The sequence below is a fragment of the Pseudomonas gingeri genome (genome assembly GCF_013385425.1).
In the GTDB taxonomy this organism is placed as follows: Bacteria; Pseudomonadota; Gammaproteobacteria; order Pseudomonadales; family Pseudomonadaceae; genus Aquipseudomonas; species Aquipseudomonas gingeri_D.
In genome coordinates this window covers 51435-75170 of record NZ_JACAQA010000004.1, presented here as the reverse complement: position 1 = coordinate 75170, position 23736 = coordinate 51435, and the positions used below count along the sequence as shown (strand labels likewise).

The 23736-nt window shown below is 61.8% G+C and carries 22 protein-coding genes; 12 read left to right on the top strand and 10 right to left on the bottom strand.

Translation table 11 applies throughout. The features are described 5' to 3' along the window. Positions 1 to 37: 37 nt before the first annotated feature. Positions 38 to 274 carry a type II toxin-antitoxin system Phd/YefM family antitoxin gene (locus HX830_RS05935; protein WP_100941491.1) on the top strand — a complete coding sequence of 79 codons (237 nt, stop codon included), beginning with the start codon at positions 38 to 40 and terminating at the stop codon, positions 272 to 274. Next, positions 271 to 612: a type II toxin-antitoxin system RelE/ParE family toxin gene (locus HX830_RS05930; RefSeq protein WP_100941492.1), complete on the top strand. Its 342-nt coding sequence runs from the start codon at positions 271 to 273 to the stop codon at positions 610 to 612. Before HX830_RS05935 ends, HX830_RS05930 begins: the two co-directional genes overlap by 4 nt. Before the next feature lie 65 nt (positions 613 to 677). Here HX830_RS05930 and HX830_RS05925 read toward each other — a convergent pair whose 3' ends face one another. The 4 genes from HX830_RS05925 to HX830_RS05910 all read right to left on the bottom strand — a co-directional run bounded on the left by HX830_RS05925 (position 678) and on the right by HX830_RS05910 (position 3781). Then, positions 678 to 1244, bottom strand: coding sequence for a BRO-N domain-containing protein (locus HX830_RS05925; protein WP_177099288.1), 567 nt, complete (start codon positions 1242 to 1244; stop codon positions 678 to 680). 351 nt (positions 1245 to 1595) lie between these two features. After that, the gene (locus HX830_RS05920; RefSeq protein WP_177099287.1) at positions 1596 to 2207 is read right to left on the bottom strand and encodes a 3'-5' exonuclease; all 612 of its coding nucleotides are present in this window, start codon (positions 2205 to 2207) and stop codon (positions 1596 to 1598) included. Positions 2208 to 2233: 26 nt separating this feature from the next. Beyond that, positions 2234 to 2713: an NYN domain-containing protein gene (locus tag HX830_RS05915; RefSeq protein ID WP_100941494.1), complete on the bottom strand. Its 480-nt coding sequence runs from the start codon at positions 2711 to 2713 to the stop codon at positions 2234 to 2236. 282 nt (positions 2714 to 2995) lie between these two features. Further along, the gene (locus HX830_RS05910; RefSeq protein WP_177099286.1) at positions 2996 to 3781 is read right to left on the bottom strand and encodes a DUF2076 domain-containing protein; all 786 of its coding nucleotides are present in this window, start codon (positions 3779 to 3781) and stop codon (positions 2996 to 2998) included. 182 nt (positions 3782 to 3963) lie between these two features. Here HX830_RS05910 and HX830_RS05905 point away from each other — a divergent pair, with 182 nt between their 5' ends. Together HX830_RS05905 and HX830_RS05900 are read left to right on the top strand one after the other, a co-directional pair. Next, a complete protein-coding gene (locus HX830_RS05905; RefSeq protein ID WP_103495843.1) occupies positions 3964 to 4626 on the top strand; it encodes a YciC family protein in 663 nt (220 codons plus the stop codon). Positions 4627 to 4636: 10 nt separating this feature from the next. After that, positions 4637 to 5719 carry an endonuclease/exonuclease/phosphatase family protein gene (locus tag HX830_RS05900; RefSeq protein WP_177099285.1) on the top strand — a complete coding sequence of 361 codons (1083 nt, stop codon included), beginning with the start codon at positions 4637 to 4639 and terminating at the stop codon, positions 5717 to 5719. Positions 5720 to 5867: 148 nt separating this feature from the next. On the opposite strand, the gene hrpB is transcribed toward HX830_RS05900, so the two are convergent. Continuing rightward, entirely contained in the window at positions 5868 to 8399 is a 2532-nt protein-coding gene (gene hrpB, locus HX830_RS05895; RefSeq protein ID WP_177099284.1) for an ATP-dependent helicase HrpB, read from the bottom strand. A 265-nt stretch (positions 8400 to 8664) separates the two neighbouring features. Between hrpB and HX830_RS05890 the strand changes: the two genes are divergently transcribed. Together HX830_RS05890 and HX830_RS05885 are read left to right on the top strand one after the other, a co-directional pair. After that, the gene (locus tag HX830_RS05890) at positions 8665 to 9084 is read left to right on the top strand and encodes a polyribonucleotide nucleotidyltransferase (RefSeq protein WP_103495838.1); all 420 of its coding nucleotides are present in this window, start codon (positions 8665 to 8667) and stop codon (positions 9082 to 9084) included. A gap of 33 nt (positions 9085 to 9117) precedes the next feature. After that, positions 9118 to 10008: a cation diffusion facilitator family transporter gene (locus HX830_RS05885; protein WP_177099283.1), complete on the top strand. Its 891-nt coding sequence runs from the start codon at positions 9118 to 9120 to the stop codon at positions 10006 to 10008. Positions 10009 to 10012: 4 nt separating this feature from the next. Here the strand turns inward: HX830_RS05885 and HX830_RS05880 are convergent, their stop codons facing one another. Continuing rightward, positions 10013 to 11122 carry a DUF6515 family protein gene (locus tag HX830_RS05880; RefSeq protein WP_177099282.1) on the bottom strand — a complete coding sequence of 370 codons (1110 nt, stop codon included), beginning with the start codon at positions 11120 to 11122 and terminating at the stop codon, positions 10013 to 10015. Positions 11123 to 11578: 456 nt separating this feature from the next. On the opposite strand from HX830_RS05880, the gene HX830_RS05875 reads away from it, so the two are divergent. Beyond that, positions 11579 to 12058 carry an Lrp/AsnC family transcriptional regulator gene (locus tag HX830_RS05875; RefSeq protein ID WP_007937367.1) on the top strand — a complete coding sequence of 160 codons (480 nt, stop codon included), beginning with the start codon at positions 11579 to 11581 and terminating at the stop codon, positions 12056 to 12058. 94 nt (positions 12059 to 12152) lie between these two features. After that, positions 12153 to 12362, top strand: coding sequence for a DUF2788 domain-containing protein (locus tag HX830_RS05870; protein WP_100941503.1), 210 nt, complete (start codon positions 12153 to 12155; stop codon positions 12360 to 12362). 12 nt (positions 12363 to 12374) lie between these two features. Here HX830_RS05870 and HX830_RS05865 read toward each other — a convergent pair whose 3' ends face one another. Both HX830_RS05865 and amn read right to left on the bottom strand, forming a co-directional pair. Then, the gene (locus HX830_RS05865) at positions 12375 to 13007 is read right to left on the bottom strand and encodes a pseudouridine synthase (RefSeq protein WP_256350414.1); all 633 of its coding nucleotides are present in this window, start codon (positions 13005 to 13007) and stop codon (positions 12375 to 12377) included. A gap of 238 nt (positions 13008 to 13245) precedes the next feature. Further along, entirely contained in the window at positions 13246 to 14718 is a 1473-nt protein-coding gene (gene amn, locus HX830_RS05860) for an AMP nucleosidase (RefSeq protein ID WP_152741749.1), read from the bottom strand. 327 nt (positions 14719 to 15045) lie between these two features. Here amn and HX830_RS05855 point away from each other — a divergent pair, with 327 nt between their 5' ends. Further along, a complete protein-coding gene (locus HX830_RS05855) occupies positions 15046 to 16260 on the top strand; it encodes a hypothetical protein (RefSeq protein ID WP_177099281.1) in 1215 nt (404 codons plus the stop codon). 101 nt (positions 16261 to 16361) lie between these two features. Here the strand turns inward: HX830_RS05855 and HX830_RS05850 are convergent, their stop codons facing one another. Together HX830_RS05850 and HX830_RS05845 are read right to left on the bottom strand one after the other, a co-directional pair. Beyond that, positions 16362 to 18011, bottom strand: coding sequence for an acyl-CoA dehydrogenase family protein (locus tag HX830_RS05850; RefSeq protein WP_177099280.1), 1650 nt, complete (start codon positions 18009 to 18011; stop codon positions 16362 to 16364). Between the two features lie 90 nt (positions 18012 to 18101). Beyond that, positions 18102 to 20486, bottom strand: coding sequence for a hybrid sensor histidine kinase/response regulator (locus HX830_RS05845; protein WP_177099279.1), 2385 nt, complete (start codon positions 20484 to 20486; stop codon positions 18102 to 18104). Positions 20487 to 20772: 286 nt separating this feature from the next. Between HX830_RS05845 and HX830_RS05840 the strand changes: the two genes are divergently transcribed. Genes HX830_RS05840 through hemL form a run of 3 tightly spaced genes read left to right on the top strand, consistent with a single transcriptional unit; the run spans position 20773 to position 23530 of the window. Next, positions 20773 to 21570, top strand: a complete 798-nt coding sequence (locus HX830_RS05840) for a hydroxymethylpyrimidine/phosphomethylpyrimidine kinase (RefSeq protein ID WP_103495832.1) — start codon at positions 20773 to 20775, stop codon at positions 21568 to 21570. 35 nt (positions 21571 to 21605) lie between these two features. Next, positions 21606 to 22229, top strand: a complete 624-nt coding sequence (thiE, locus tag HX830_RS05835; RefSeq protein WP_177099278.1) for a thiamine phosphate synthase — start codon at positions 21606 to 21608, stop codon at positions 22227 to 22229. A gap of 17 nt (positions 22230 to 22246) precedes the next feature. Then, positions 22247 to 23530 carry a glutamate-1-semialdehyde 2,1-aminomutase gene (gene hemL / locus HX830_RS05830; RefSeq protein WP_177099277.1) on the top strand — a complete coding sequence of 428 codons (1284 nt, stop codon included), beginning with the start codon at positions 22247 to 22249 and terminating at the stop codon, positions 23528 to 23530. The last annotated feature ends 206 nt before the right edge of the window (positions 23531 to 23736 follow it).

The window sequence follows — 23736 nt, the reverse complement described above, 5'->3', positions numbered from 1 at the left end:
AACGCAAATATTCGTGCCGCGATGGAGACACCCACTCATGCGAGTCGAGACAATCAGCTACCTGAAATCCCATGCCTCCGATCTGGATCTTCAAGAACCAATGATCGTTACGCAGAATGGAAAGCCCGCTTACGTCATCGAATCCTATGAGGACCGCGTCCGTCGAGACGAGGCATTGGCGCTGGTCAAGCTGCTCGCAATCAGCTCCCGCGAATACTCGGAAGGTAAGTTCCTGACAGCTGATGAAATGCGGGCCCGCAGAGCCAGAAAATGACAAAAATCGTTTTCACTAACACGGCCATCAGCTCAATCGACACGCAAGAGTTTTATCTCGCCGACAAAGTAGGCATTCAGACCGCTTCAAAATACTTTGGTGATCTTGAAGATAAAATAGACCGGCGACTCAGCGATCACCCTCAATCTGGGCAGCTCTGCCAACAAGCGGCAGAACTGGGCGCTTTGCAGTACCGGGAACTGAATTACAACCCCTACCGTGTCATCTACAGCTACGACACCATTAACGACGTCGCCGTCATACACCTGATATTGAATCAAGTCCAGAACGTGCAAGACTGGTTGGTGCACTACTGCCTGGTTAAAGATCTCAACTAGGGTGCTCGGATACCAAAACGCCGCACTGTTCCCAGCGCGGCGTTCAGCTTTCAAATGGTCGCTAGCTACCAGACGCTGCCACACCCACTGACCGGCACCACCTGCGGCATATCACGCAGACGAATCCACGGCTCCTTGCGCCAGTGCAGCAGACTCAACGCACCGCCATCCCATTCCAGAATTCCAAGGCTCGGCGCCTGGGTCAACGCCGGCTGCGGCTGGCCGCGCAACATCGGCAGCACCTGATGCGTCAGCCATTGGCGCAGATGGCGATTCTCCGGCAGGTAGTGATAGACCAACATCGCGTAGACGCCGGATTCGCTGAGCATCAGATGATCTTCAGATCGGCCGCTACCCTTAAGTTTCAGCACTCGCCGCTGATCCGGATCGAGCTTGATGGCTTTGCGTTCATGCCACTCGATTCCCATCAGATGCCCGATATCACGGGCGCAGAACCAGGCTTCGTCATGCAGGAGCAAGGCCCGGAGCTTTAGATGATGGTGGGTAAAAATGTGTGGTTCGAAAGCAATGTTAACGGCAAGACCAAGCGGCTTTGACGCATCAGTAGCAGCGCCGTCATCAAGATGTTTTTGTATGGTTTCAGCGTGGCTTTCGAGAATGACTTTTTCCATTTTGGAATACTCCGAGAGATTCAAGGAGCTGCCATAAAAGCCTTCCTACGGACTTGGGTGGCAGCCGTACGCGGGGTAGGAACCGAGCTCTCTCGGACACTCGGCCACGAATCAACGTGCCCGCGCACGGCCACCATGAGGGGAACACTGGCGACAAAACCAGCGAGTATGGTGGCTGTTCAGTATCGAAAGAGTCAATTGCAAGGGTTCCTACGCCCTGTCACCGATTTGGCGATGACAGGACAAAGGCTAACGCCACTGCACCGCTCGGAAAAGACAGCACAGATCGCCACCCGCAGTACGACATTTCCTAAAAACCACACGACAAATTGCAATATCACAGCAGCGTCTTCAGACGCCCCGATAGCGCTTCAAATGCTCACCGATCTTCGCCGCCGGCACCTTCTGCAATTTGCACAACCAATCATGGGACAACGCCTGTACCCCATGTTTGTCGCGCAACTCGCCGGCCATATGCGCCAGCAGGTTCGCCGCCATCTCGGCATCGGCCATGGCCCGGTGCGCCTGCCCCGTGTGCGGCAAGCGGGCAAACGCAGTCAGCGTACCCAGCTTGTGATTCGGCGCCGCCGGCATCAGACGTCGTGCCAACAGCAACGAACAGGCAAAGTTCTGCAACCGAGTGCGCTTGATCCGACCCAGTTCGTAATCCCAGAACTTCTGGTCGAACGCGGCGTTGTGCGCCAGTAACGGAGTCGTACCGACAAACTCGTTGACCTCGTTCATCACCCGCTCCGCCGACGGTGCGGTGCGCAACATGGCGTTGCTGATGCCGGTCAACTGTTCGATAAAGGCCGGCACTCTCACGCCGGCATTCATCAGGCTCTGGTAACGGTCGACGATGCGCCCTTGTTCCAGGATGACCACGGCGATTTCCGTAGCCCGGCACCCCGCGTTCGGTGTAATGCCCGTGGTTTCAAAGTCGATGACCGCAATACGTTCCAAAAGCCCAGCCCTTTGCAAAATCGGTTTCAGTTTTTCAACAACAACGCGCCTTCAATGGGCACGTAGCGGCTCGCGGCACGGATCAACGAGTTGGCCGTCAGCCCCGGCACGCCATAGGCCACGGCTTCAACGCCGTGCTTGTCGATGATGCGTGTGAGCAACAGGTCGAAATCGCCGTCGCCGGAAGCCAGCACCACTTCGTCGACATGGGGCGCCACGTCCATGATATCGATGGTGATGCCCACGTCCCAGTCGCCCTTGGCCGAGCCGTCGCTGCGCTGGATATAGGGTTTGAGTTTCACCGTAAAACCCAGGTTGCGCAGGATCTGCTGGAACTGCTGCTGCTTGCTGTCGCCGCGATCGATGGCGTAGGCGTAGGCCTCGACGATCTCTCCCCGCTGGCTGATATCAGCCCACAGAGCGGCATAGTTGAAGTGACAACCATAGGCCTGGCGAACGGTGTAGTAGAGGTTCTGCACATCGGCGAACACAGCGATTTTCTTCACCGCGAATCCTCATGGCGCAAAAGCGCACTGGCGGGTGATGACGAGCGCTCGGAAGCGATTAGGTGCGCAGTATGCCAGCCCGGGGGAAGGTTCAGCGAATAATCGGCGGGGTAAGTGTCAGCGCTTCAGGCCTCTGATGGGCTTGAGGCGGCGAACGCAGATTTGGCGAATCACGCAAAAACCTGTAGGAGCATGGCTTGCCAGCGAAGCTTTTGGCGGCCTCAAGGGCCTCTTCGCGGGCAAGCCCTGCTCCTACAGGGCTGTGTTCACCCAAACAGAGGGTCAGACGAAGGAGTCGTCGTCACCAGAAAAGGAGGAACTGTCGTCATCGAAATCGGCGTCGGCAAAACCACCCTGGTTGTTATTGCTGCCCCAGGAATCGTTGTTGGCCATACGCTGATCATCGCCCCAACCACCGCCACCACCGTTGTTGCTCATCGGGCTCGGCTCGATGATTTCTTCGATGATCTGCGGTTGCTGCTGGTTGTGATGGAACAGGCTGCTGATGCCTTCCGCCAGCATCACGCCACCGGCCACGCCGGCCGCGGTTTTCAGCGCGCCACCAAGGAAGCCGCTACCCACGGGCGCCGCCGGGGCCGCCTGCTGTGGCGCGGGCTGGGCGTAGGCAGGCTGCTGATAGTTGGGCTGGGTGTTGTAGTTCTGCTGCGGTGGCGGAGCATTGAACCCAGGACGCCCCGGCTCACGCCAGCCGCCACCGGAATTGCTCGGTGCAGGCGCTGGAGCCGGATCGCGGCTGCCACCGAAAATGCTCGACAGGAAACCACCGCTGCTCGACGCCGGCGCGGCGCTCTGGGCGCGGGCCTGCTGCAATTCGTCCTGAAGCTGCTGCAACTGCGCCTGCAGTTGCTTGTTCTGTTCGTCGAGGCTCTTGATCGCGTGCTCTTGCACCAGGATCGACTGGGTCATGTAGTACGGTGCAGCCGGTTGGCGAGTCAGGTGTTCCTTGATCCGCGCCTCGGCCAGGGCGTCACGCGGGGCTGAGTCCATTCCGGCTTGCTGCAACCGTGAAAACAGTCCATCGATCAGGGTTTGCTCTTCGCTGTTCATGGCGACCTCATTAGATTGCCGGGTAGAAATCGATCGCCTCGACCCAACCGGGTCAGGCGTCCCTCAGTTATGGGGTTGTTACTGGAAGTTTCAATAGTCCTTACCTAACGTTTACATTTGAGTGTCGGCCCGCGCCATCGGTTAAAGTGGGGCTCTGCCTCAGCCTGCGCGATAGACAACCGATGAACCCGTTCAATGTAATCCGCGATTCCCTGTATTTTTTCCAGCGCAACCTGCGCCAGATTGCCCTGCTCTGCCTGCCGCTGGTGATCTTCGAAACCTTGCTCCAGCAGGTGTTGGACAACGCTGTGGGCCCGGATGCTTCACCGGCCTATGGCTTGGTGGCCGGACTGCTGGTCTATCCGCTCTACACGGCAGCGCTGATCCTGTTTCTCGATGCCCGCAGCCGTGGCGAAGCGCCAGCCAATCGCGATCTGCTGGCCATGTCCCTGCGCCTGTGGCCGCGCTTTGCGCTGCTCTCGGCGGTCAATACCATTGCCATCGTGCTGGGCCTGTCGCTGTATTTCATTCCCGGTATCTGGCTGACCGTGATCCTGGCCTTCTCCGAATACCTGCTGGTGCTGCGCGGGCGCGAGCCGTTGCGGGCGATGAAGGAGAGCTTCGCCTTGAGCCGTGGCCACTTCTGGCTAACCTTCACCTGCATCTTGTGTGTAATGGGTCCACTCTGGCTGCTCAAGGGGTTGAGCCTGAGTGTCTACCCGGCACCGCAGAACCCGGTGTTGATGCTGATCATCGACAGCGCCCACAGTTTCCTGCAACTGTTCAGCTGCGTCGTCTTGTTCCGAATCTACATGCTGATCGGTGAAAATTCCGCCAAAGACTGAACCGAGGCCCATGACCCGTCTATTACGTTACCTGGTGGCAGGCCTGCTGATTGTCGCGGGCCTGGCCGCCCTGCTGGTCTATAGCCTGACCTGGCGCCCGGAAGAGCGCGAGACCCTGCCCGTGCGCTGTACCGCCGAGGCGCCGGTGCTGGTTCCCGGCCAGGCCCTCAAGGTGATGACCTGGAACCTCCAGTACCTGGCGGGCAAACGTTATGTGTTCTGGTACGACCTGCCCGACGGCAGCGGCCCGGACGATCGTCCAACCCCGGAAGACATGGCTTTCAGCCTGGACGAGGTGACCCGGGTGATCCGCGACGAGCAGCCGGACATCGTGCTGTTGCAGGAAGTCGACGAGAATGCCAAGGCCAGCGACTACCAGGATCAGTTGAAGTTGCTTCAGGAACGGCTCGCGGACCTGTATCCCTGCAGTTCCCAGGCGTTCGACTGGAAAGCCGACTTTGTCCCGAACCTGCATATTTTCGGCAGTGTCGGGCGCAAGCTGGCGACCTTGAGTCGCTATCAGGTCGAACACGCCGAACGCCAGCAACTGCCCCTGGCACCGGGCAATCTGCTCAAGCGCCAGTTCGAGCCCCGGCCGGCGCTGCTGGTGAACTACCTGCCGCTGAGCGACGGCGGACAGCTGGCGGTGGTCAATACGCAACTGGGGGCCTTTGCCCAGAACGACACCCAACTCAGGCAAGCAGCGGCAACCCTGCAATTGCTCGACAAGTTCGAGAGCCAGGGCACGCCGTGGCTGATCGGCGGTGATTTCAACCTGCTGCCGCTGGGGCAGTATCTGCGCCTGCCACCACGGTTGCGCGGCGGTTACTCGGCGGACAGTGAACTGCATCTGTTATGGGACAAGTACCCGATGATCCCGAGCAACAACGAAGCCAGCGGCATCGACCGTGAGCGGTGGCTGACGTTTTACCCGAACGACCCCGACGTCAGTGGGCCGGATCGAACCCTGGATTACTTTTTCTACAGCTCCAAGCTCAAGCGGGTCGAGGCCCAGGTGCGGCAGGACGATACCTTGACGATTTCCGATCACTTGCCGGTGCTGGCGCGTTTTCTGTTGCCGGCGGCGCAGTAGTCGCCATCCAGCCCCGAGCGCGCTACTGCGGCCAACACGGCCCCTGTAGGAGCCGGCGTGCCGGCGATAGCGGTCTGAAGGGCGAAATCTCTGTCGCCTGAAAAATCGCATCGCCAGCACGTCGGCTCCTACAGGTTTGGGCGGGCTCTTACTTGCGTGGTTTGATCCGTGCCGTCGCCTCGGCTACCAAGGGATCATCCGGCCAGTAGTGCTTCGGATAACGCCCCTTGAGGTCCTTCTTCACTTCGGCGTAGGTGCTGCGCCAGAAGTTCGCCAGATCCTGGGTGACCTGTACCGGGCGCCGGGCCGGCGACAGCAGGTGCAGTTTCACCACTTGGCGGCCACCGGCAATCCGCGGAGTCTCGGCCAGGCCGAACAACTCCTGCAGACGCACCGCCAGAATCGGTGGCTGCTCACTGTAGTCCAAACGGATCGACGAACCCGAAGGCACACTCAGATGATGCGGTGCCAGTTCCTCCAGGCGTTGTGGCAACGGCCAGGGCAACAGGCTGTGAAGAATCCCGGACAGTTCCAGGTTGGCGAAATGGCTGAGCCGCGACACCCGCCCCAGATAGGGCTTGAGCCACTGTTCCAGGGTCGCCAGCAAGGTCTTGTCGCCGACATCCGGCCATTCGCTCTCGCCCTTCCCGTCCAGGTCCAGCTGGCGTAACAAGGCCACCCGCGCCTGCCATTGGCGCAGCTCCGGGGTCCAGGGCAACAGTTCCAGGCCCTTGCGCCGCACCAGGTTGACCAGCGCCTGGCTACGCGCTGCCTCGTCCAGCCCGGTCAGGGGCTCGCGACTGAGGATCAACTCACCGACCTTGCGCTGGCGCTCGGCACGCAGCACACCTTCGCGCTCATCCCAGTCCAGTTGGTCGACCGTGCTCACCTGCTCGGCCAGCACGCTGTCGAACAGGCCCGGATCGAACTCCGCCGCCAGGTAGATACGTTCTTCACGCTGGCCCTGGCGACTGCCCAGATCGGCCACCACCAACCAAGGCTGTTTCATCAGGCTGTCGGTTTCGCTGAACAAGGCCGCCCGGCCGTTGGCCAGCCGGTATTCCGCGCCACCGTCGCGGCGCTGCTGCGCCACCCGATCCGGATAGGCCAGGGCCAACAGCGTCCCGAGCCAGCGCGGATGATCCGGATCAGCCACCGGTTCGTTCGCCGAACCGCGCAAGTAGCCGCGATACTGCCGCGCCAGTTGCCGCGCACGCTGCACGCCCCCCTGAGCACCACGGGTTACCCGCTCTTCACCCGCCAGCAAGGCCAATCGCGTGTGCAGGTCAGCCCCGCCACCACGCTGGATATCCCGCTCGCCCAGGAGTGCCGCGACATCGCAGGCCATGGCCGCCAGCCCCAGCGCCTGCCCGCGCAACAGCAAATGGGCGATACGCGGATGGGCCGGCAACTCGGCCATGGCCTGGCCGTGATTCGTCAATGCGTACTCGGCGCCGGCCTTACCGGCCAACGCCCCAAGCCGCTGCAACAGATCCTGGGCCTGGGCATAAGCGGCAGCAGGCGGCGCGTCCATCCAGACCAGCTCGCCGGGCGCCACGCCCCAGCGCGCCAGCTGCAAGGCCAACCCGGCCAGGTCCGCCTGAAGGATTTCCGCGCTGCCATAGGCCGCCAGTTGCTCATGCTGGGCTTCGGACCACAACCGATAACACACCCCCGGCTCCAGACGCCCGGCACGGCCCGCGCGCTGGGTGGCGCTGGCCCGGGAAATGCGCTGGGTGTCGAGACGGGTCATGCCGCTGCCGGGATCGAAACGCGGCACCCGCGCCAGACCGGCATCGATCACCACCCGCACGCCATTGATGGTCAAGCTGGTTTCCGCAATGTTGGTCGCCAGCACCACCTTGCGCTTGCCGGCGGTTGCCGGCTCGATGGCGGCGCGCTGGGCCGCGAGGTCCAACTCGCCATGCAGCGGGCACAGCAGCACATCGGCCCGCCCGCCCAGGCTTTCCTCCAGTTGCTGGTGCACCCGGCGAATCTCCGCCTGACCCGGCAAAAATACCAGCAGGCTGCCGTGCTCGGCGTCCAGCGCCTCGTGCACGGTTTGCACCACTCGCGGCTCGATAAATTCTCCGGGTTGAAAGGCCCGACCCCAGCGCAAGGTCACCGGGAACATCCGCCCTTCGCTGCGTACCACCGGCGCGTCGTCCAGCAAACCGGCCAGGCGTTCGCCTTCAAGCGTGGCGGACATCAGCAGGATCTTCAGCGGCTGCTCGTCACGAAACATCTGCCGCCCGTTGAGGCTCAGGGCCAGGGCCAGGTCGGCATCCAGGCTGCGTTCGTGGAATTCGTCGAAGATCACCAGCCCGACCCCCTCAAGGGCCGGATCGTCATTCAAACGACGGGCAAGAATACCTTCGGTGACCACTTCGATACGCGTCTTGGGGCCGACCCGGCTTTCCAGGCGAATGCGATAGCCGACGGTTTCACCAACCTTTTCCCCCAGCTCACTGGCCAGTCGCTCGGCCGCCGCGCGGGCCGCGAGACGCCGCGGCTCAAGCATCAGGATGGTTTGCCCGGCCAGCCACGGCTCGTTCAGCAACGCCAGCGGCACCCGGGTGGTCTTACCGGCACCGGGCGGCGCTTCCAGCACTGCCTCATGGCGTTCGTTCAACGCCTGGCGCAAAGCCGGCAATACTTCATCAATCGGCAACGAATTCATGGTGGCTCCCAGGCTGACCGTGAATTATACGGTGAACCCCGCGGGCCTCCAAAGCCAAAGGCTTTGCAAGCGGTTGTCAGCTCATCACGCGCCTGGCCCGGCGCCGGGTACAAAGCCGGCAAGACTTCATCAATCAGCAACGCATTCAGGGTGGCTCCCGGACAAAGAGCCGGGTATAACGGCGAACTGCCCGGTCTTAATCGCGGTCTTAACAACTGATCCAGACGCGCCCCCAGCGGCTTCACGTTTCCTTCAGGAGATATCCATGCGTATTGTTTCCCGTGTTATCGGCACCGTTCTGGTTGCTACCCTGCTGACCCAACTGAGCGCTTGCGGCTCGATTTTCTACCCGGACCGACGTGGCCAGATCGAAGGCCGGATCGACCCGCTGATCGCCGGTCTCGACGCCATCGGCATCCTGTTCTTCGTTATCCCCGGCCTGATCGCGTTCGGCATCGACTTCGCCACGGGCGCCATTTATCTGCCCCACGGCAAGACCGCACAGATCGCCCCGGAAAAACTCCAGGAAGCCATCACCGCCGATGGCCACGTCGACAACCTCAAGCTGCAGGCGATTCTCAAGACCGAACTGCACCAGACCCTGCCGTTGAACGACCCGCGCCTGATCCAGCAAAAAGGCAATCTGCAACAACTGGCGATGTACAACCTGCGCCCCGCGGCCTGAGCCCGGGGACACTGAAAAAGGATCGCGGCCTTCATGACCAGCAGCCCGGAACACGCCCGCCTGTTACGTCTGGCTACCCGGGCCTCGGTCGGGGTGGCGAGCATCCTGATCCTGACCAAGGCCGCCGCCTGGTGGCTGAGCGGTTCGGTGAGCATGCTCGCCGGGCTGACCGACTCGCTGCTCGACGGCGTCACCTCGTTTCTCAATCTGCTGGCGGTGCACTACGCGCTGCGCCCGGCGGATAACGATCACCGCTACGGGCACGGCAAGGCCGAATCCCTCTCGGGCATGGCCCAGGCGCTGTTCATTGCGGTGAGTGCGGTGCTGATTGCGATCCAGGCCTTCGAGCGCCTGAAAAACCCGGAACCCATCGGTGCCCCGTGGATAGGCATCGGGGTGATCGTGTTGTCGCTGATCCTGACCGCCGGGTTGCTGTTGTTGCAGCACAAGGTGGTCCGCGAGACCGGCTCCACCGCCGTGCGCGCCGACTCCCTGCACTACCGCTCGGACATGCTGCTCAACGCCAGTATCCTGCTGGCGCTGGTGCTCGCCGGCTTCGGCTGGCCGCAGGTGGACGCCTGGTTCGGCCTGGGGATCTCGGTCTATATCCTCTGGAGCGCGATCCAGATCGGCCGGGAAAGCTTCGCCGTGCTAATGGATGAGGAGCTGTCGCCGGATATCAGCCAGCACATGCTGGAACTGGCGTGCAGTGTGCCCGGGGTGCTGGGCGCCCACGATCTGCGGACACGGATCTCCGGCAACCGCTGGTTTGTGCAGTTGCACCTGGAGTTGCCGGGAGAATTGACGCTATCGGTGGCCCACGACCTGAGTGACCAGGCCGCCGATGCCATCCAGGCCGCCTACCCGCAGGCCGAGGTGCTGGTGCACGCCGACCCGCGGGAAGTGGTAACGCCGCGCCACTGATCCGTCAGTAGTTGACCTGATAGCCGCGACTGCTCAGGCAGTTACCCTGGGCCTGGCGGTAAGCCTGGACCACCGCCGGTGCCGGCGCGTAGGTCACGTTGGCCGGGTCGAAGCCGCTTTGCTGCACCGCCCAGCGATAGCAATCCTCGCCATCCTGCTGGACCTGCTGCGGGCTCTGGCCGTTGGCCGGATAAGCCACCACATCGTAGCCGTTGCCTTGCGGCTCGGGCGCAACCTGTGGCGCGGCGGCCGGTGGATCGACCACCACGTAGTCCTGGGTATCTTCCTGGTAGAGGTAATAGGCACCGGCCGCGAGGAAAAACAGCGAGCCACCGATCCAGACTTCCCGCGCATAGTCAGGCAGGTAGGTGGTGCGAATCCCACGTGGCGGAGCGACGACTATGTAACGTGCGCCCTGCGGGCGATACCAGTAGCCACCGGAGAAGAAATAGTCCTGGCCACGGTAAGGCACCCGCCAGTTGCGATCCGGAAAGCGATCGACCACATAGCCGGGGCGATATTGCGGGCCCGGGCCCCAGCCATTGCCATGACCGTCGGGACGACCCGGCCAGCGACGATCGTCGTGATGCTCGAAATTACCGCCGGGACGGTTGTTATTGTTGCCACCCTGCCAGTTCGGGGCGTTGCCGTTGCGCCGGGGGATATCGGAATAGTTGCCACGCACCGGTTCCTGGGTCTGGCGTACGCTGTCGGGATGAGGCTGGATCGGCAGGTTGTTCTGCTGTACCGGACGCGGTGCCTGATTGGGCTCGTTCTGCGGCGGCCGGCCTTGCCATTGGCCGCCAGGGTTCTGGTCATGCCGCTCGAAATGCTGATTGTTCTCCGGGCGAACCTGAGGCGCAGGAGCAGGAGCCGGTGGCCGCGGAGCGGGAGCCGGGGGACGGACTTCCGGCGCGGCTGGCCGTGGGGCCGGGGCCTGGGGACGCGGTTGATTGTTTTGCGGATGCGCCTCGTTACCTCCCGGGCGCCCTTCAGGGCGATGTTCACCCTCATGTTTCTGATTTTCATCACCCTGGTTTTCAGCCAGTGCTTGCGCACCAACACTCATACAGAGCAAGCCAACACCTGCCAGACGCCAGATGCGCGATTTCATTCCATTCCTCACTGCGGTTCAGGGCTTAACCATAAGACTGGGAAAGCGGATTCCGGTTCTGTGACACTCTACCAGTCGCGCAACTTATTTTTCGCCCATTAAAAAAGGGAGACCCGTCGGCCTCCCCTTGAGAACTTCGTCCGTGCTCGGCGCTTTTGACGCCGGCTCACCTCACACCGTCTTCTGGACAGCGTGTAGCCCGGTGGCCGGCGCAACCCTGTGGGATTGTCGGCCGCGGCTGGCCTGATTCGGCGGGCCGCAGTGGACTGGGGTGTCTGTCTCGAATGTGAACAGGCTTGCGAGACAGGACACTTGTCCGGGCAGTGATTCTGGTAATAAGCATAGGCCCGGGGCGACGGCAGAGGATTGCGAACATTGCTCAAATAAACATCTCTTGCGCAATTTTTAACTTAAGATAGATAATTTACCGCAATAGTTCTTGGAAAGGCCCTGACGATGAGCAAACTCGACCGATACGACCTGAGCATTCTGGCGGAATTGCAGCGTGATGCCCGCATCTCCAACCAGGAACTGGCCGAGCGTATCGGCCTGTCGCCCTCGCCCTGTTCGCGGCGGGTCAAGCAATTGGAGGACGACGGTTATATTTCCCGCCAGGTGGCCTTGCTCGATCGCAAGATGCTCGGCCTGAGCCTGACCGCCTATGTGCTGATCGGCATGGACCGGCATACGCCGGAGCGCTTCGAAAACTTCGAGGCGGCGATCCGCACCCTGCCCCAGGTGCTGGAGTGCAGCCTGGTGACGGGGATGGACGCCGACTATCAGCTGAAAGTGGTGGTGCCGGACATGGACCACTACCAGAAACTGCTGCTGGGGCACCTGACGCGTATCGAGGGGGTGACCAGCGTACGCTCCAGCTTTGTGCTGAACCAGGTGCTCAACAGCACGGAACTGCCGTTGACCCATTTGCGCAGTTGATGGCCGTACCGCTTTATTGCCCGAGATCAGATCAGTTCTCGCCCATGGCGTATAATCGGACGGTTTTCCACCCCGCTCGTACTGGAGAGGTCTGATGGATCCTGCCGTTTTCGAAGAATGGATGATGACCGGCCTGGTCAGCATCCTGGTCATTTTCATGGGCTTTATCGTCTGGGACCTGGCGAAGAAATCCAAGGCCGGGCGCTTCGGCACCTTTATCCTGTTTTTCGTACTGGGCCTGGGCATCGTCGCGTTTGTGATCAAGAGCGTGGTGATCGGGCTGATCGAGTCAGGCTCGCTTTAACGCCGCCACAAGCTACAGACGCGCCGGCACTTCTCGCCACTGGCCTTGATCCAGGCCGTCCAGGGTCCAGTCGCCGATACGCACCCGTACCAGGCGCAAGGTCGGCAAGCCCACCGCCGCCGTCATGCGTCGAACCTGACGATTACGCCCCTCGCGAATGATCAACTCCAACCAAGCCGTGGGAATGCTCTGACGAAACCGCACCGGCGGGTTGCGCGGCCAGAGAGTGGGCTCGTCGATCTGCCGCGCCTGGGCCGGCAAGGTCATGCCGTCGTTCAATTCCACGCCCTTTTGCAACTGCTCGATCTGCTCGGCGCTCGGCACACCCTCGACCTGTACCCAATAGGTTTTCGCCAGTTTGTGCCTGGGGTCGGCAATGCGTGCCTGGAGCTGACCGTCGTTGGTCAGCAACAGCAGGCCCTCGCTGTCGCGGTCGAGCCGGCCGGCGGGATAGACGCCCCCCACGGCGATAAAATCCTTGAGGGTCGCGCGCCCTTCGCCATCGCTGAACTGCGTCAACACATCGAAGGGTTTGTTGAACAGGATCAGCTTGGGTTCGGCCGGCGGGGCCTTGGCGACCCGACGCGGCGCGACAGGCGTTTTCGCGGCCGAATGGCGCACGACGGGACGGGGTGGACGAGACATGGCAAAGAGGATATCTGAGGATCAGGAGCCGCCATGCTAGGGCGTGCCGGCTATTATTTCCACAAGCGCATCCATGGACTTGCTGGCGATGACACTCTCAAGGCCGCCAAAAGCTTCGCGGGCAAGCTCCGCTCCCACATGAGTTTCGTGTCGTACACAAAACTCGTGATCGACATCGAACTGTGGGAGCGGAGCTTGCCCGCGAATAGGCCCTCAAGACCGCCAAAAATCAGCGCCCTTAACGAAACGGCGGCTCATCAAAGCTGCGCAGCTTGCGCGAGTGCAGCGAATGCAGCTCTGTGCGCAGCAGGTCCACCGCCGCAATACCGATCTTCAAATGCTGGCTGACCGCCCGCTCATAGAAGGCGTTCGCCGAACCTGGCAGCTTGATCTCACTGTGCAGCGGCTTGTCCGACACACAAAGCAAGGTGCCATACGGTACCCGCAGACGATAACCCTGGGCGGCGATGGTGCCGCTTTCCATGTCCACGGCCACGGCTCGGGACAGGTTGATCAACGGCCGCTCCTGGGCCCAGCGCAGCTCCCAGTTACGGTCGTCGTAGGTCAGTACGGTGCCGGTGCGCAGACGCTTCTTCAAATCGTCGCCACGTTCGCCGGTGACGTTCGCCGCCGCCTGTTGCAAAGCCATCTGCACTTCAGCCAGGGCCGGGATCGGGATATTCGGCGGCACTACCCGGTCGAGAATCCCATCGCGGCGCATATAAGCGTGGGCCAGCACATAGTCGCCAATGGTCTGGGATTGGCGCAGGCCGCCGCAGTGACCGATCATCAGCCAGCAGTGCGGACGCAGCACCGCCAGGTGGTCGGTGATGTTCTTCGCGTTGGAGGGGCCGACGCCGATATTCACCAGGGTCACGCCATGGCCATCGGCGGCCTGCAGGTGGTAGGCCGGCATCTGGTAGCGGTGCCAGACCACCCCGGCGGCCACGGCCTGGGCCTCGCCGTACTCCATGCTCTGGTCGATGATCACGTTGCCCGGCAACACCATGCGCACGAAACGCGGATCATCACGCAGCTGTTGCAGGCCATGGAGGATGAACTGGTCGACATAGCGGTGGTAGTTGGTCAGCAGGATCCACGGCTGCACATGGCGCCAGTCGCTGCCGGTGTAATGCACCAGGCGGCGCAGGGAGAAGTCCACCCGGGCGGCGTCGAACAGGGCCAGGGGCAAGGGCGAGGTATTTTCCCAGTCGTGCAGGCCATCGGCGATGTCATCGGTGGCGGCCGACAGGTCGGTGCTCGGGAACACCCGCGCCAGGGCCGAGGCGGTGACGCCGGAGCCGGCCAGTTCATCGCCCTGCTCGACCACATAGGGGTAAGGAATATTCTGTTCGCTGACGCCCACTTCCACCGTGACGGTGAAGTCGCGCATCAGCGGCACCAGTTGTTCCAGCAGGTATTTGCGGAACGCCGCCGGGTGGGTGACGGTAACACTGTAGGTGCCCGGCAACTGGACCTTGGCGTAGGCCCGGGTGGTGGCGGGGACTTCACCCTGGTAGGTGTAGGTCAGGCGCAATTCGGGGTAGCGGAATACGGCACGCTGTTCGGCGTCGGGTTCGACGCGGTCCTTGAGGTAACGCTTGAGGGCCTGGCTCAGGGCGCTGGTGGCACGCTCGTGGAGTTCGGCCAGACGGTCCACGGCTTCTTCGGGGGATTGCACGACAATAAAAGCTTCGGTCACGGAGAGCATCCTGTCTTCTGATGTTGCAGACCTTCATCTTGCCTGTTCCGCCCTCCAAAGGCACTACTTCCTCCCCCTTCGGGTTGACCTGAGATGGATCGATCAGCTCTCCGTATGCCGATGCAGGTGTTCAAAACCCATATCCCCAAGCCGTTGATCATCAGAGAAAACTATCGATATAAATCGAATGATAGCTGTCACTTCTGACAGTATACAAAGAGGTATTTTGGGTGTTTTCTAGCCCGTGTGCCTGTTGCCAATCGCAGTACCGAGATATGTGGAGTTAACCGTTGATTGCGTTGTAGAGGCCCCTCTCAACCCTCAAGGTCTACTTCAATGAACCCATCAACCAAAGACAACAAAGCTCCCGCCAGCTTCGACCCCAGTTTCGGAACCCAAGGCATCGTGCGTATCCAGCTAGCGTCCGAGTCCTTCTACGGCACATCCAGATTATTGCCGGATGGAAAAATACTGTCGGTTGGATCGATCCTGTCATCGGACATGCTGGTCATCGTGAGGCACACGACAGACGGCGTTCTGGACGACACCTTTGGCAACCAAGGTGTTGTCCATACTCGCCTCCCGGAGAACTATAACGCCACGCTATTGAATTTCGTTGTGCAATCAAATGGAAAAATCATTGTATTCGCAGGCATAGGAAATGGCCTCAATCCTTTCGGCGCTGCGCTATTCGCCCGATTACTGCCTGATGGCCGTCTGGACCTGATATTCGGCACTAGCGGAATGACCTCTTTCAATATCCAACTGGACTCTGGTCGCCGCAGAACGGGGATGGCGGTTCAGCCGGATGGAAAGGTTTTCGTGGCCGCGGAAACCGCTGATATTGGAGCCGGGCGTGGCGGTGTGATTTTTGGCCTCAGTGCAAACGGCCAGCCTGACGTGACCTTCGGCAACAATGGCCTGGTGTACGGAATGGAGGGTGCCACTTTTCAATCACTGACCCTCCAGGGAGACAAGATCCTGGTCGGCGGCATCTACCAAAGAGGCGGGCTCATCGCTCGCTATACCGACAAGGGCGAGCTGGATTTGAGCTATGGCAGTTTCAACCAAGGGTTTGTTTTGATTGATAGCACTGGGGGCGTTCATGTGGAGCTTATTCACTTGTCACAGCAGCCTGACGGAAAGACATTGGCCGCCGGGTATATTTTCAAAGGCGAGAACGGAGCTCTGATAGGAGCACTGCCTCTTCTGTCACGTGTTAACTCAGATGGTAAGGAAGATGGTACGTTTAATGGGGGAAAAGCCCTGGAAATATTCGTCAACGGCGAACTGGACTACGGATGGCAGGCCTTGTGCGCCACTGTACAAGCTGACGAAAAAATCGTCGTACTGTGCCAACCACCTGGCAGCACCCGGTCTGCGTTACTCAGGTATATAAAAGATGGCACCCCGGACGCGGACTTCGGAACCCAGGAACTCCAGATCATCAGTTCACAACCGTCCCCTGTCGTTCAAGTACAACCTGACAACAAGATACTGATCTCGGGCTCAACCGACGGTACCGGCATCATCGCCCGCCTTTTAGGCTGATAGAAACCGATCATTGTGAAGAGGAAAACTGTAAGTTTCCCTCTTCACATTTGAAACTTCAAAATCACCTTCCCCCTGCGACAGGTCGCTGCAATCGCCCGTCAAAAACCCTGCGGCGTCGAACGAGCGACAATAGCCTCGACATTCACTCCACGGGGCAAGGTGCCGTAGACTCGTCCCCCGGCCTCTAGCCGACTGGCGATAAAACCATCGCTGACCTCGGCATTGCCCGCCTCCAGCAACAATTTGGCCTGCAACGCCAGGGCGATGTCTTCGGTCAGTTGCCGGGCGCGGTACTGGATATCGTGGGTGTCGGTAAACGCCAGCTTCAAGTGTTCGATATGCCGGGCCAGGCGTTTGTCGCCATGGCCGTCGCCCAATTCGCTGAACAGCACTTCCAGCACGCCCGGCTCCTTGGACAACGAACGCAACACATCCAGGCACTGCACGTTCCCCGAACCTTCCCAGGTCGAGTTGACCGGTGCTTCGCGGTACAGCCGCGGCAGGATGCTGTCTTCCACATACCCGGCGCCGCCCATGCATTCGGCGGCCTCGTTGATCATCGCCGGGGCACGCTTGCAGATCCAGTATTTGCCCACCGCCGTCACCAGCCGGGCGAACTTCGCCTCATGCTCATCCCCCAGATGATCCAGCGCCCGGCCCATGCGCAGGCTCAAGGCCAGCGCCGCCTCGCTCTCCAGCGCCAGGTCGGCGAGCACGTTCTGCATCAGCGGCTGCTCGCTGAGCACGCGCCCGCCGACCAACCGATGGGCACAATGATGGCTGGCCTGGGTCAGCGCCTGGCGCATCAAGGCACTGGAGCCGACCATGCAATCGAAACGGGTCATCGCCACCATCTCGATAATGGTCGGTACGCCGCGCCCTTCCTCGCCGATCATCCAGGCTAAAGCACCACGGAACTCCACTTCGCTCGACGCGTTGGAACAATTGCCCAGCTTGTTTTTCAAGCGCTGGATATAGAACTGGTTGCGACTGTCATCCGGGCGATGGCGCGGCAGCAGGAAACAGGTCAGGCCCTTGTCGGTCTGGGCCAGGGTCAGGAAGGCATCGCACATCGGTGCCGAGCAGAACCATTTGTGCCCCAGCAGTTCGTAAGGCTGCCCCGGGCCGCCAGCGCCGACCGGATAGGCCCGGGTGGTGTTGGCGCGCACGTCAGTCCCCCCCTGCTTCTCGGTCATGGCCATGCCGATGGTTGCCCCGGTCTTGTGGGCGATGCCGATATTGCGTGGGTCGTATTGGGTACTGAGGATGCTCGGCAGCCATTGCCCGGCGATATCCGCTTGCAGACGCAAGGCCGGCACGCAGGCGAAGGTCATGGTCAACGGGCAACCGGTGCCGGCCTCGGCCTGGCTGTGCAGGTAGGTCATGGCGGCGCGGGCGACATGGGCGCCGTCCTGCGGATCGGTCCAGGGCAACGACGGCAGGCCGTGTTCGACGGCGGTGCGCATCAGCTCGTGATAAGCCGGATGGAACTCCACCAGGTCCTGGCGATGGCCGTAACGGTCATGGCTGACGAACACCGGTTTGTTCTGGTTGGCGAGAAACCCCGCCTCCATCAGCGGCCCGCCGGCCAGGGCGCCATAAACGTCGATCCGCGATTCGGCCCAACCGGCGCCGAAACGCCGCGCCCACTCTTGCAGCGGCAGGTCGATGCGATAGAGGTTGGTCCCGTCCAGCGACGGCGGCTGGTTGGTGACCTCGTGGGTTTCGGCGTATTGATGAAGGTTCATGTCGGGCTCCTTTGAGAAATGGCTTCGCAGAGAAAGGCCAGGGAACCCAGTGAATCACGCGTACCGTCGCGAAAAAAGCGACATAAGCGCCTAAGTACCGGCGCTTTCACCCTGTACAGGCGTCAATAGACAACGGGCCAGCAGGCTCTTCAACTCCTCGAAACGCACCGGCTTGGACAAGGTGTCCGTGACGCCCGCCGCCAGGCACCGCTCGCGTTCGCTGGCCTCGGTCGAGCTGACCAGGGCCAGGATCAGCAGGTCGGCGCCGCCGGGCATCGCCCGCAACTGTCGACAGAGCAATACCTCGTCCGCCGGCTGCGCCGGGCAATCGAGCAACAGCCCATCCACGGCCTGACCGTGCAGGACATCGAGCGCGGCCCGGGCGTCGACCGCGGTGAACACCCGATACCCCAGTTTGAGCAACATGCCCCGCACCACCAACTGGCTGACGGTGTTGTCATCCACCAGCAACAGGGTACAGTCGTAGGGATAACGCGCCACCGACAGCGCCGAGGGCCGCAACGCCCGCGGGATCAGCGCCTCGACCTCGACATCAAGCTGGAAACGGCTGCCCATCCCCGGCTCCGACTGATGGGTGAGATGACCGCCGAGCAGATCGATCAATTGCCGACAGATCGCCAGGCCAATCCCCAGGCCGCCATATTCACGGGTCATCGAGCCATCCAGCTGGAAGAACCGTTGATAGAGCGTGGCTTCATCCAGGTCGATAAAACCGATACCGCTGTCGATGACCGCAAACGACAGGGCCCATTGCTGCTCCGCGACCTGCCGGCCGCGCACCCGCAACACCAACCCGCCTTCACGGGTGAACTTGATGGCGTTGTCCACCAGGCATTCCAGGCACTGCAGGATTTTCTGCGCGTCGCCATGGAGACTGTCCGGCACGTTGTCGTCCACCTCAATGGCGAAATGCAGCCCCTTGCCCTGGACGCGACCGGCAAACTGCTCCTGCAAACCATCCAGCAGGCGCCGCAGGCCGAACGACTGCGTCGTGACCTTGAGCCGGCCGGCCTGCAACTCGGTCAGGGTCAGGATGCCATTGACCATGCGCATCATGTCCCGCGCGGAACCAGCCGCCGTCTGCTGGTATTGCGCCAGTTCCGAGTCCAGTTCCAGGGTCTGCATCAGTTCCAGGGAGCCGATCACACCATTCATCGGCGTGCGTAGTTCATGGGTGACGGTGGCGAGGAATTCATCCTTGAGCCGGTTACTGTTGGCCAGCTCACGGTTCAGCACTTCCAGCTTCTGCCCGGACTCGAGCAAGGTCTGCGCCTGCTGCTCGCGCATGGTATTGATCCGGTCGGCCAGGGCCAGGGACAACAGCCCGACCTCCAGGGCCGAGCCGATCTGGCTGGCGTACATGGTCAGGAACACGTTCGGCAGGTAGCCCAGCACCATCAGGGTATTGACCAGGCCGCCGAGCAGGAACGCCGACCAGGCGATAATGAAGTAGCGCGCCACCCGCAAGCCGCAATACCAGGCACTGATCCCGGCGACGAAAATGGTCACGGTGAACGCCAGGGCGAGGACGGTCGCCAGGCGCAGGGCCAGGGCATAACCGGTCAACAGCGACATCGCCGTGACCACCGCGCTGTAGGCCATCAACAGCAGCAACAGCCGGTCCAGCCAGCGACTGTGGGCACCCGTGTGCAGGAAACTGCGGGTGAACTGACAACCGAAGAAGCCCGCCAGGCCGATAAAGAAAGGCGTCGATGCGTTGGCCCACCAGGGGTTGTTCGGCCAGAAATACTGCGCCGCGGCGCCATTGACCGACAGTTGGTAGAAGCCGAACGAGGCGATGTAGAAAATGTAGTAGAGGTAGCTGGTGTCGCGCACGCTGAGGTAGATGAACAGGTTGTAGACCAGCATCCCCAGCAGCACACCATAGATCAGCCCCAGGACATACAAACGCACCGGTTCGTCTTCGAGGTAGGCCTGCATCGACCAGAGGGTCAGTGGCGCCTGCATCGAGCCTTCGGTTTGCAGCCGCAGGTAGACGGTCTTGCTTTCGTTGGGAGCGAACGCCAGCTCGAACAGGTAGTTGTTCTGCTTGATCGGCCGGCTGGCGAACGGTAATTCATTACCGGTGCGCTGGGCCAGGCGATAGCTGCCCTTGGCGTCAGGCACATAGAGTTCGATGTGTTTCATCGGCGGATAGGCCAACTCCAGCAACCAGATGCGTCGGGCGCTGGGATCCTTGGGGAGGTAGGTCAGGTCGACCTTGAGCCAGAACGCCGAGAGCGTATAGCCGGCATTCAGCGAGGTCTTGTTGTGCGCATGAAACTGTGGGGCCATGGCGGGCGAGGCGATCTGCGCGATATCGGCCTGGCCGCTCGCGTCTTCGAACACCTGCATGACCCGGCCCAGAGGCAGGCTCTGGGTGGACTCATCAAACTCGACCGCGCTCGCCGACAGCGGCAGCCAGCTCAACAAAATCAGCAGCAAATAGCGCATACAGCCCCAGCATGGCCAATCAAGTCGCGTCAGGAGCCCCCCTTCCCTTTGAGACGACGTGAAACTTCATGACCTGTTATTCGTTTGGATCCACTCTAGCATAGCCACTAATGGCTAAAACACACCATTGAAACATTTTATCCAAAGGCTCTAGAACGGGCGTCCCAGCACAAAACCTGGCTGTATGACCAAGGGTTATCGGCCGCCCTGAAAAAACCTTCAGGGGACAAATTCAACGCCGGGCGGACGATCCCGAAAAAAGCGTTTGGTGGTAAGCTCGCGCTCCATGAATACCTACAGCTCCCGTCCCGTTGTCCTCTGTCTCTCCGGCCACGATCCCAGTGGTGGTGCCGGCCTCCAGGCAGATATCGAAGCCCTGCTCGCCCAGGGTTGCCATGCCGCTCCCGCGGTCACCGCGCTGACCGTGCAAGACACGGTCAATGTCAGCGACTTCCGCGTGCTCGACCGTGAGTGGGTGTTGGCCCAGGCCAATGCCGTGCTCAACGACTCGACCGTGGCGGCCGTCAAGCTGGGCATGCTCGGCTCCCTGGAAATGGTCGACACCGTGGTCGAACTGCTCCTGGCGCACCCGCACCTGCCGCTGGTCTGCGACCCGGTGCTGCGCGCCGGCGGTGGCGGCCGCCTGGGCAAGGACGAAGTCGGCTATGCCATGCGCGAACGCCTGCTTCCCTTGGCGACCATTGCCACCCCCAACCTCCCGGAAGCCCGCATCCTCGCCGAGTTGCCCGAGGGCAGCGCCGACGAATGCGCGGAAAAACTCCTGCCGTTCTGCCAACACCTGCTGATCACCGGCGGACATGGCGATGAAGACGAAATCCACAACCGCCTGTACAGCCGCGACGGCACCCGCCAGACCTTCAAGTGCCAGCGCCTGCCCGGCAGCTACCACGGCTCCGGCTGTACCCTGGCGAGCACCCTGGCCGGACGCCTGGCCCTGGGCGAAGGCCTGGTCAGCGCCGTACAGACCGCGCTGAACTACACCTGGCGGACCTTGCGTGATGCCGAGCAACTGGGCAAAGGCCAGTTCGTACCCCGACGCCTGCCCCTGGATTTCTGCTCGTAACTTTCAGCGCTACCCAACACCCCGAGGCTGACCCGATGAAACTACGCGGCCTGTATGCCATCACCGATAGCCAGTTGCTGGCCGGCAAGTTCCTGTCTTATGTCGAGGCGGCGCTGGAGGGCGGCGTGACCTTGCTGCAATACCGCGACAAAAGCACCGATGAGGCCCGCCGCCTGCGGGAGGCCGAGGCCCTGCGGGTGCTCTGCGAACGCTACAAGACCCGCCTGATCATCAACGACGACGCCGAACTGGCGGCGCGGCTGGGGGTCGGCGTGCACCTGGGGCAGACCGACGGCCCGCTGACGCCGGCCCGCGCGCTGCTCGGCAGCCGGGCCATTATCGGCTCCACCTGCCACGCGCAGCTTGAGCTCGCCGAACAGGCGGCCCGGGAAGGCGCCAGCTATGTCGCTTTCGGGCGCTTCTTCAATTCCACGACCAAGCCCGGTGCACCGGCCGCCGACGTCGCGCTGCTGGAGCGCGCCCGCCCGCAACTGCAACTGCCGATCGCGGTGATCGGCGGCATCACCCTGGACAACGCCGCCCCGCTGGTGGCCCACGGCGCCGACCTGCTGGCCGTGATCCATGGCCTGTTCGGTGCCGACAGCACCCGGGAAGTGACCCGCCGCGCCCAAGCCTTCAATGCCCTCTTCACTTCATGACTCCTGAGAGCCTGCCCATGTCTCGTTCCGAAACCCTGTTTGCCAGTGCCCAGAAACACATCCCCGGCGGCGTCAACTCGCCGGTTCGCGCGTTCAAGAGCGTTGGCGGCACCCCGCTGTTCTTCAAGCACGCCGAAGGCGCTTATGTCACCGACGAAGACGACAAGCGTTATGTCGACTACGTCGGTTCCTGGGGCCCGATGATCCTCGGCCACAGCCACCCGGATGTGCTCGATGCCGTGCGCAAGCAGCTGGAACACGGCTTGTCCTACGGCGCGCCGACCGCCATGGAAACCGAGATGGCCGACCTGGTCTGCGCGATCGTGCCGTCGATGGAAATGGTCCGCATGGTCAGCTCCGGCACCGAAGCGACCATGAGCGCCATCCGCCTGGCCCGTGGTTTCACCGGCCGTGACAGCATCATCAAGTTCGAAGGCTGCTACCACGGCCACTCCGACAGCCTACTGGTCAAAGCCGGCTCCGGCGCCCTGACCCAGGGCGTGCCGAGTTCGGCCGGTGTCCCGGCGGACTTCGCCAAACACACCCTGACCCTGCCATTCAACGACATCAATGCCGTCGAGAAGATGCTCGGCGAAGTCGGCCAGCAAGTCGCCTGCATCATCGTCGAGCCCGTGGCCGGCAATATGAACTGCGTGCCGCCGACGCCAGGTTTCCTCGAAGGCCTGCGGACCCTGTGCGACCAGCACGGCGTGGTGCTGATTTTCGACGAAGTGATGACCGGTTTCCGCGTTGCCCTCGGCGGCGCCCAGGCCCACTACGGCGTCAAGCCGGACCTGAGCACCTTCGGCAAGATCATCGGCGGCGGCATGCCGGTGGGCTGCTTCGGCGGCAAGCGCGAGATCATGTCCCGCATCGCCCCGCTGGGCCCGGTCTACCAGGCCGGGACCTTGTCGGGTAACCCGCTGGCCATGGCCGCCGGCCTGACCACCCTGCGCCTGATCAGCCGCCCGGGCTTCCACGCCGAGCTGAGCGACTACACCAGCCGCCTGCTCCAGGGCCTGCAGGAACGCGCCGACGCGGCCGGCATCCCGTTCGTGACCACCCAGGCCGGCGGCATGTTCGGCTTGTACTTCAGCGGTGCCGACGACATCGTCACCTTCGACGACGTGATGTCCAGCGATGCCGAACGCTTCAAGCGCTTCTTCCACCTGATGCTCGACGGCGGCGTGTACCTGGCGCCCAGTGCCTTCGAAGCCGGCTTCACCTCCATCGCCCATGGCGAAGCCGAGTTGAAGCTGACGTTGGATGCAGCTGAAAAAGCTTTTGCCGCACTGAAGTAACCGATGTCCCCGACGTCGGTTTCAGCCGACGTCGGTTTTCCCGCCTAAACTTACCCAGTTTCCTACCGCCCTCTGTGCAGATACTTGCAAAACAAGGCCATATAGCGCCCGCGCAGCAGAAAAACGAGTAAAGACTTTGTAAGGTGGCCCCCGCTTATTTCATAATGCGCGCCATAGTCATCCCCTGGCCGGGTCCGCCCGCCCTT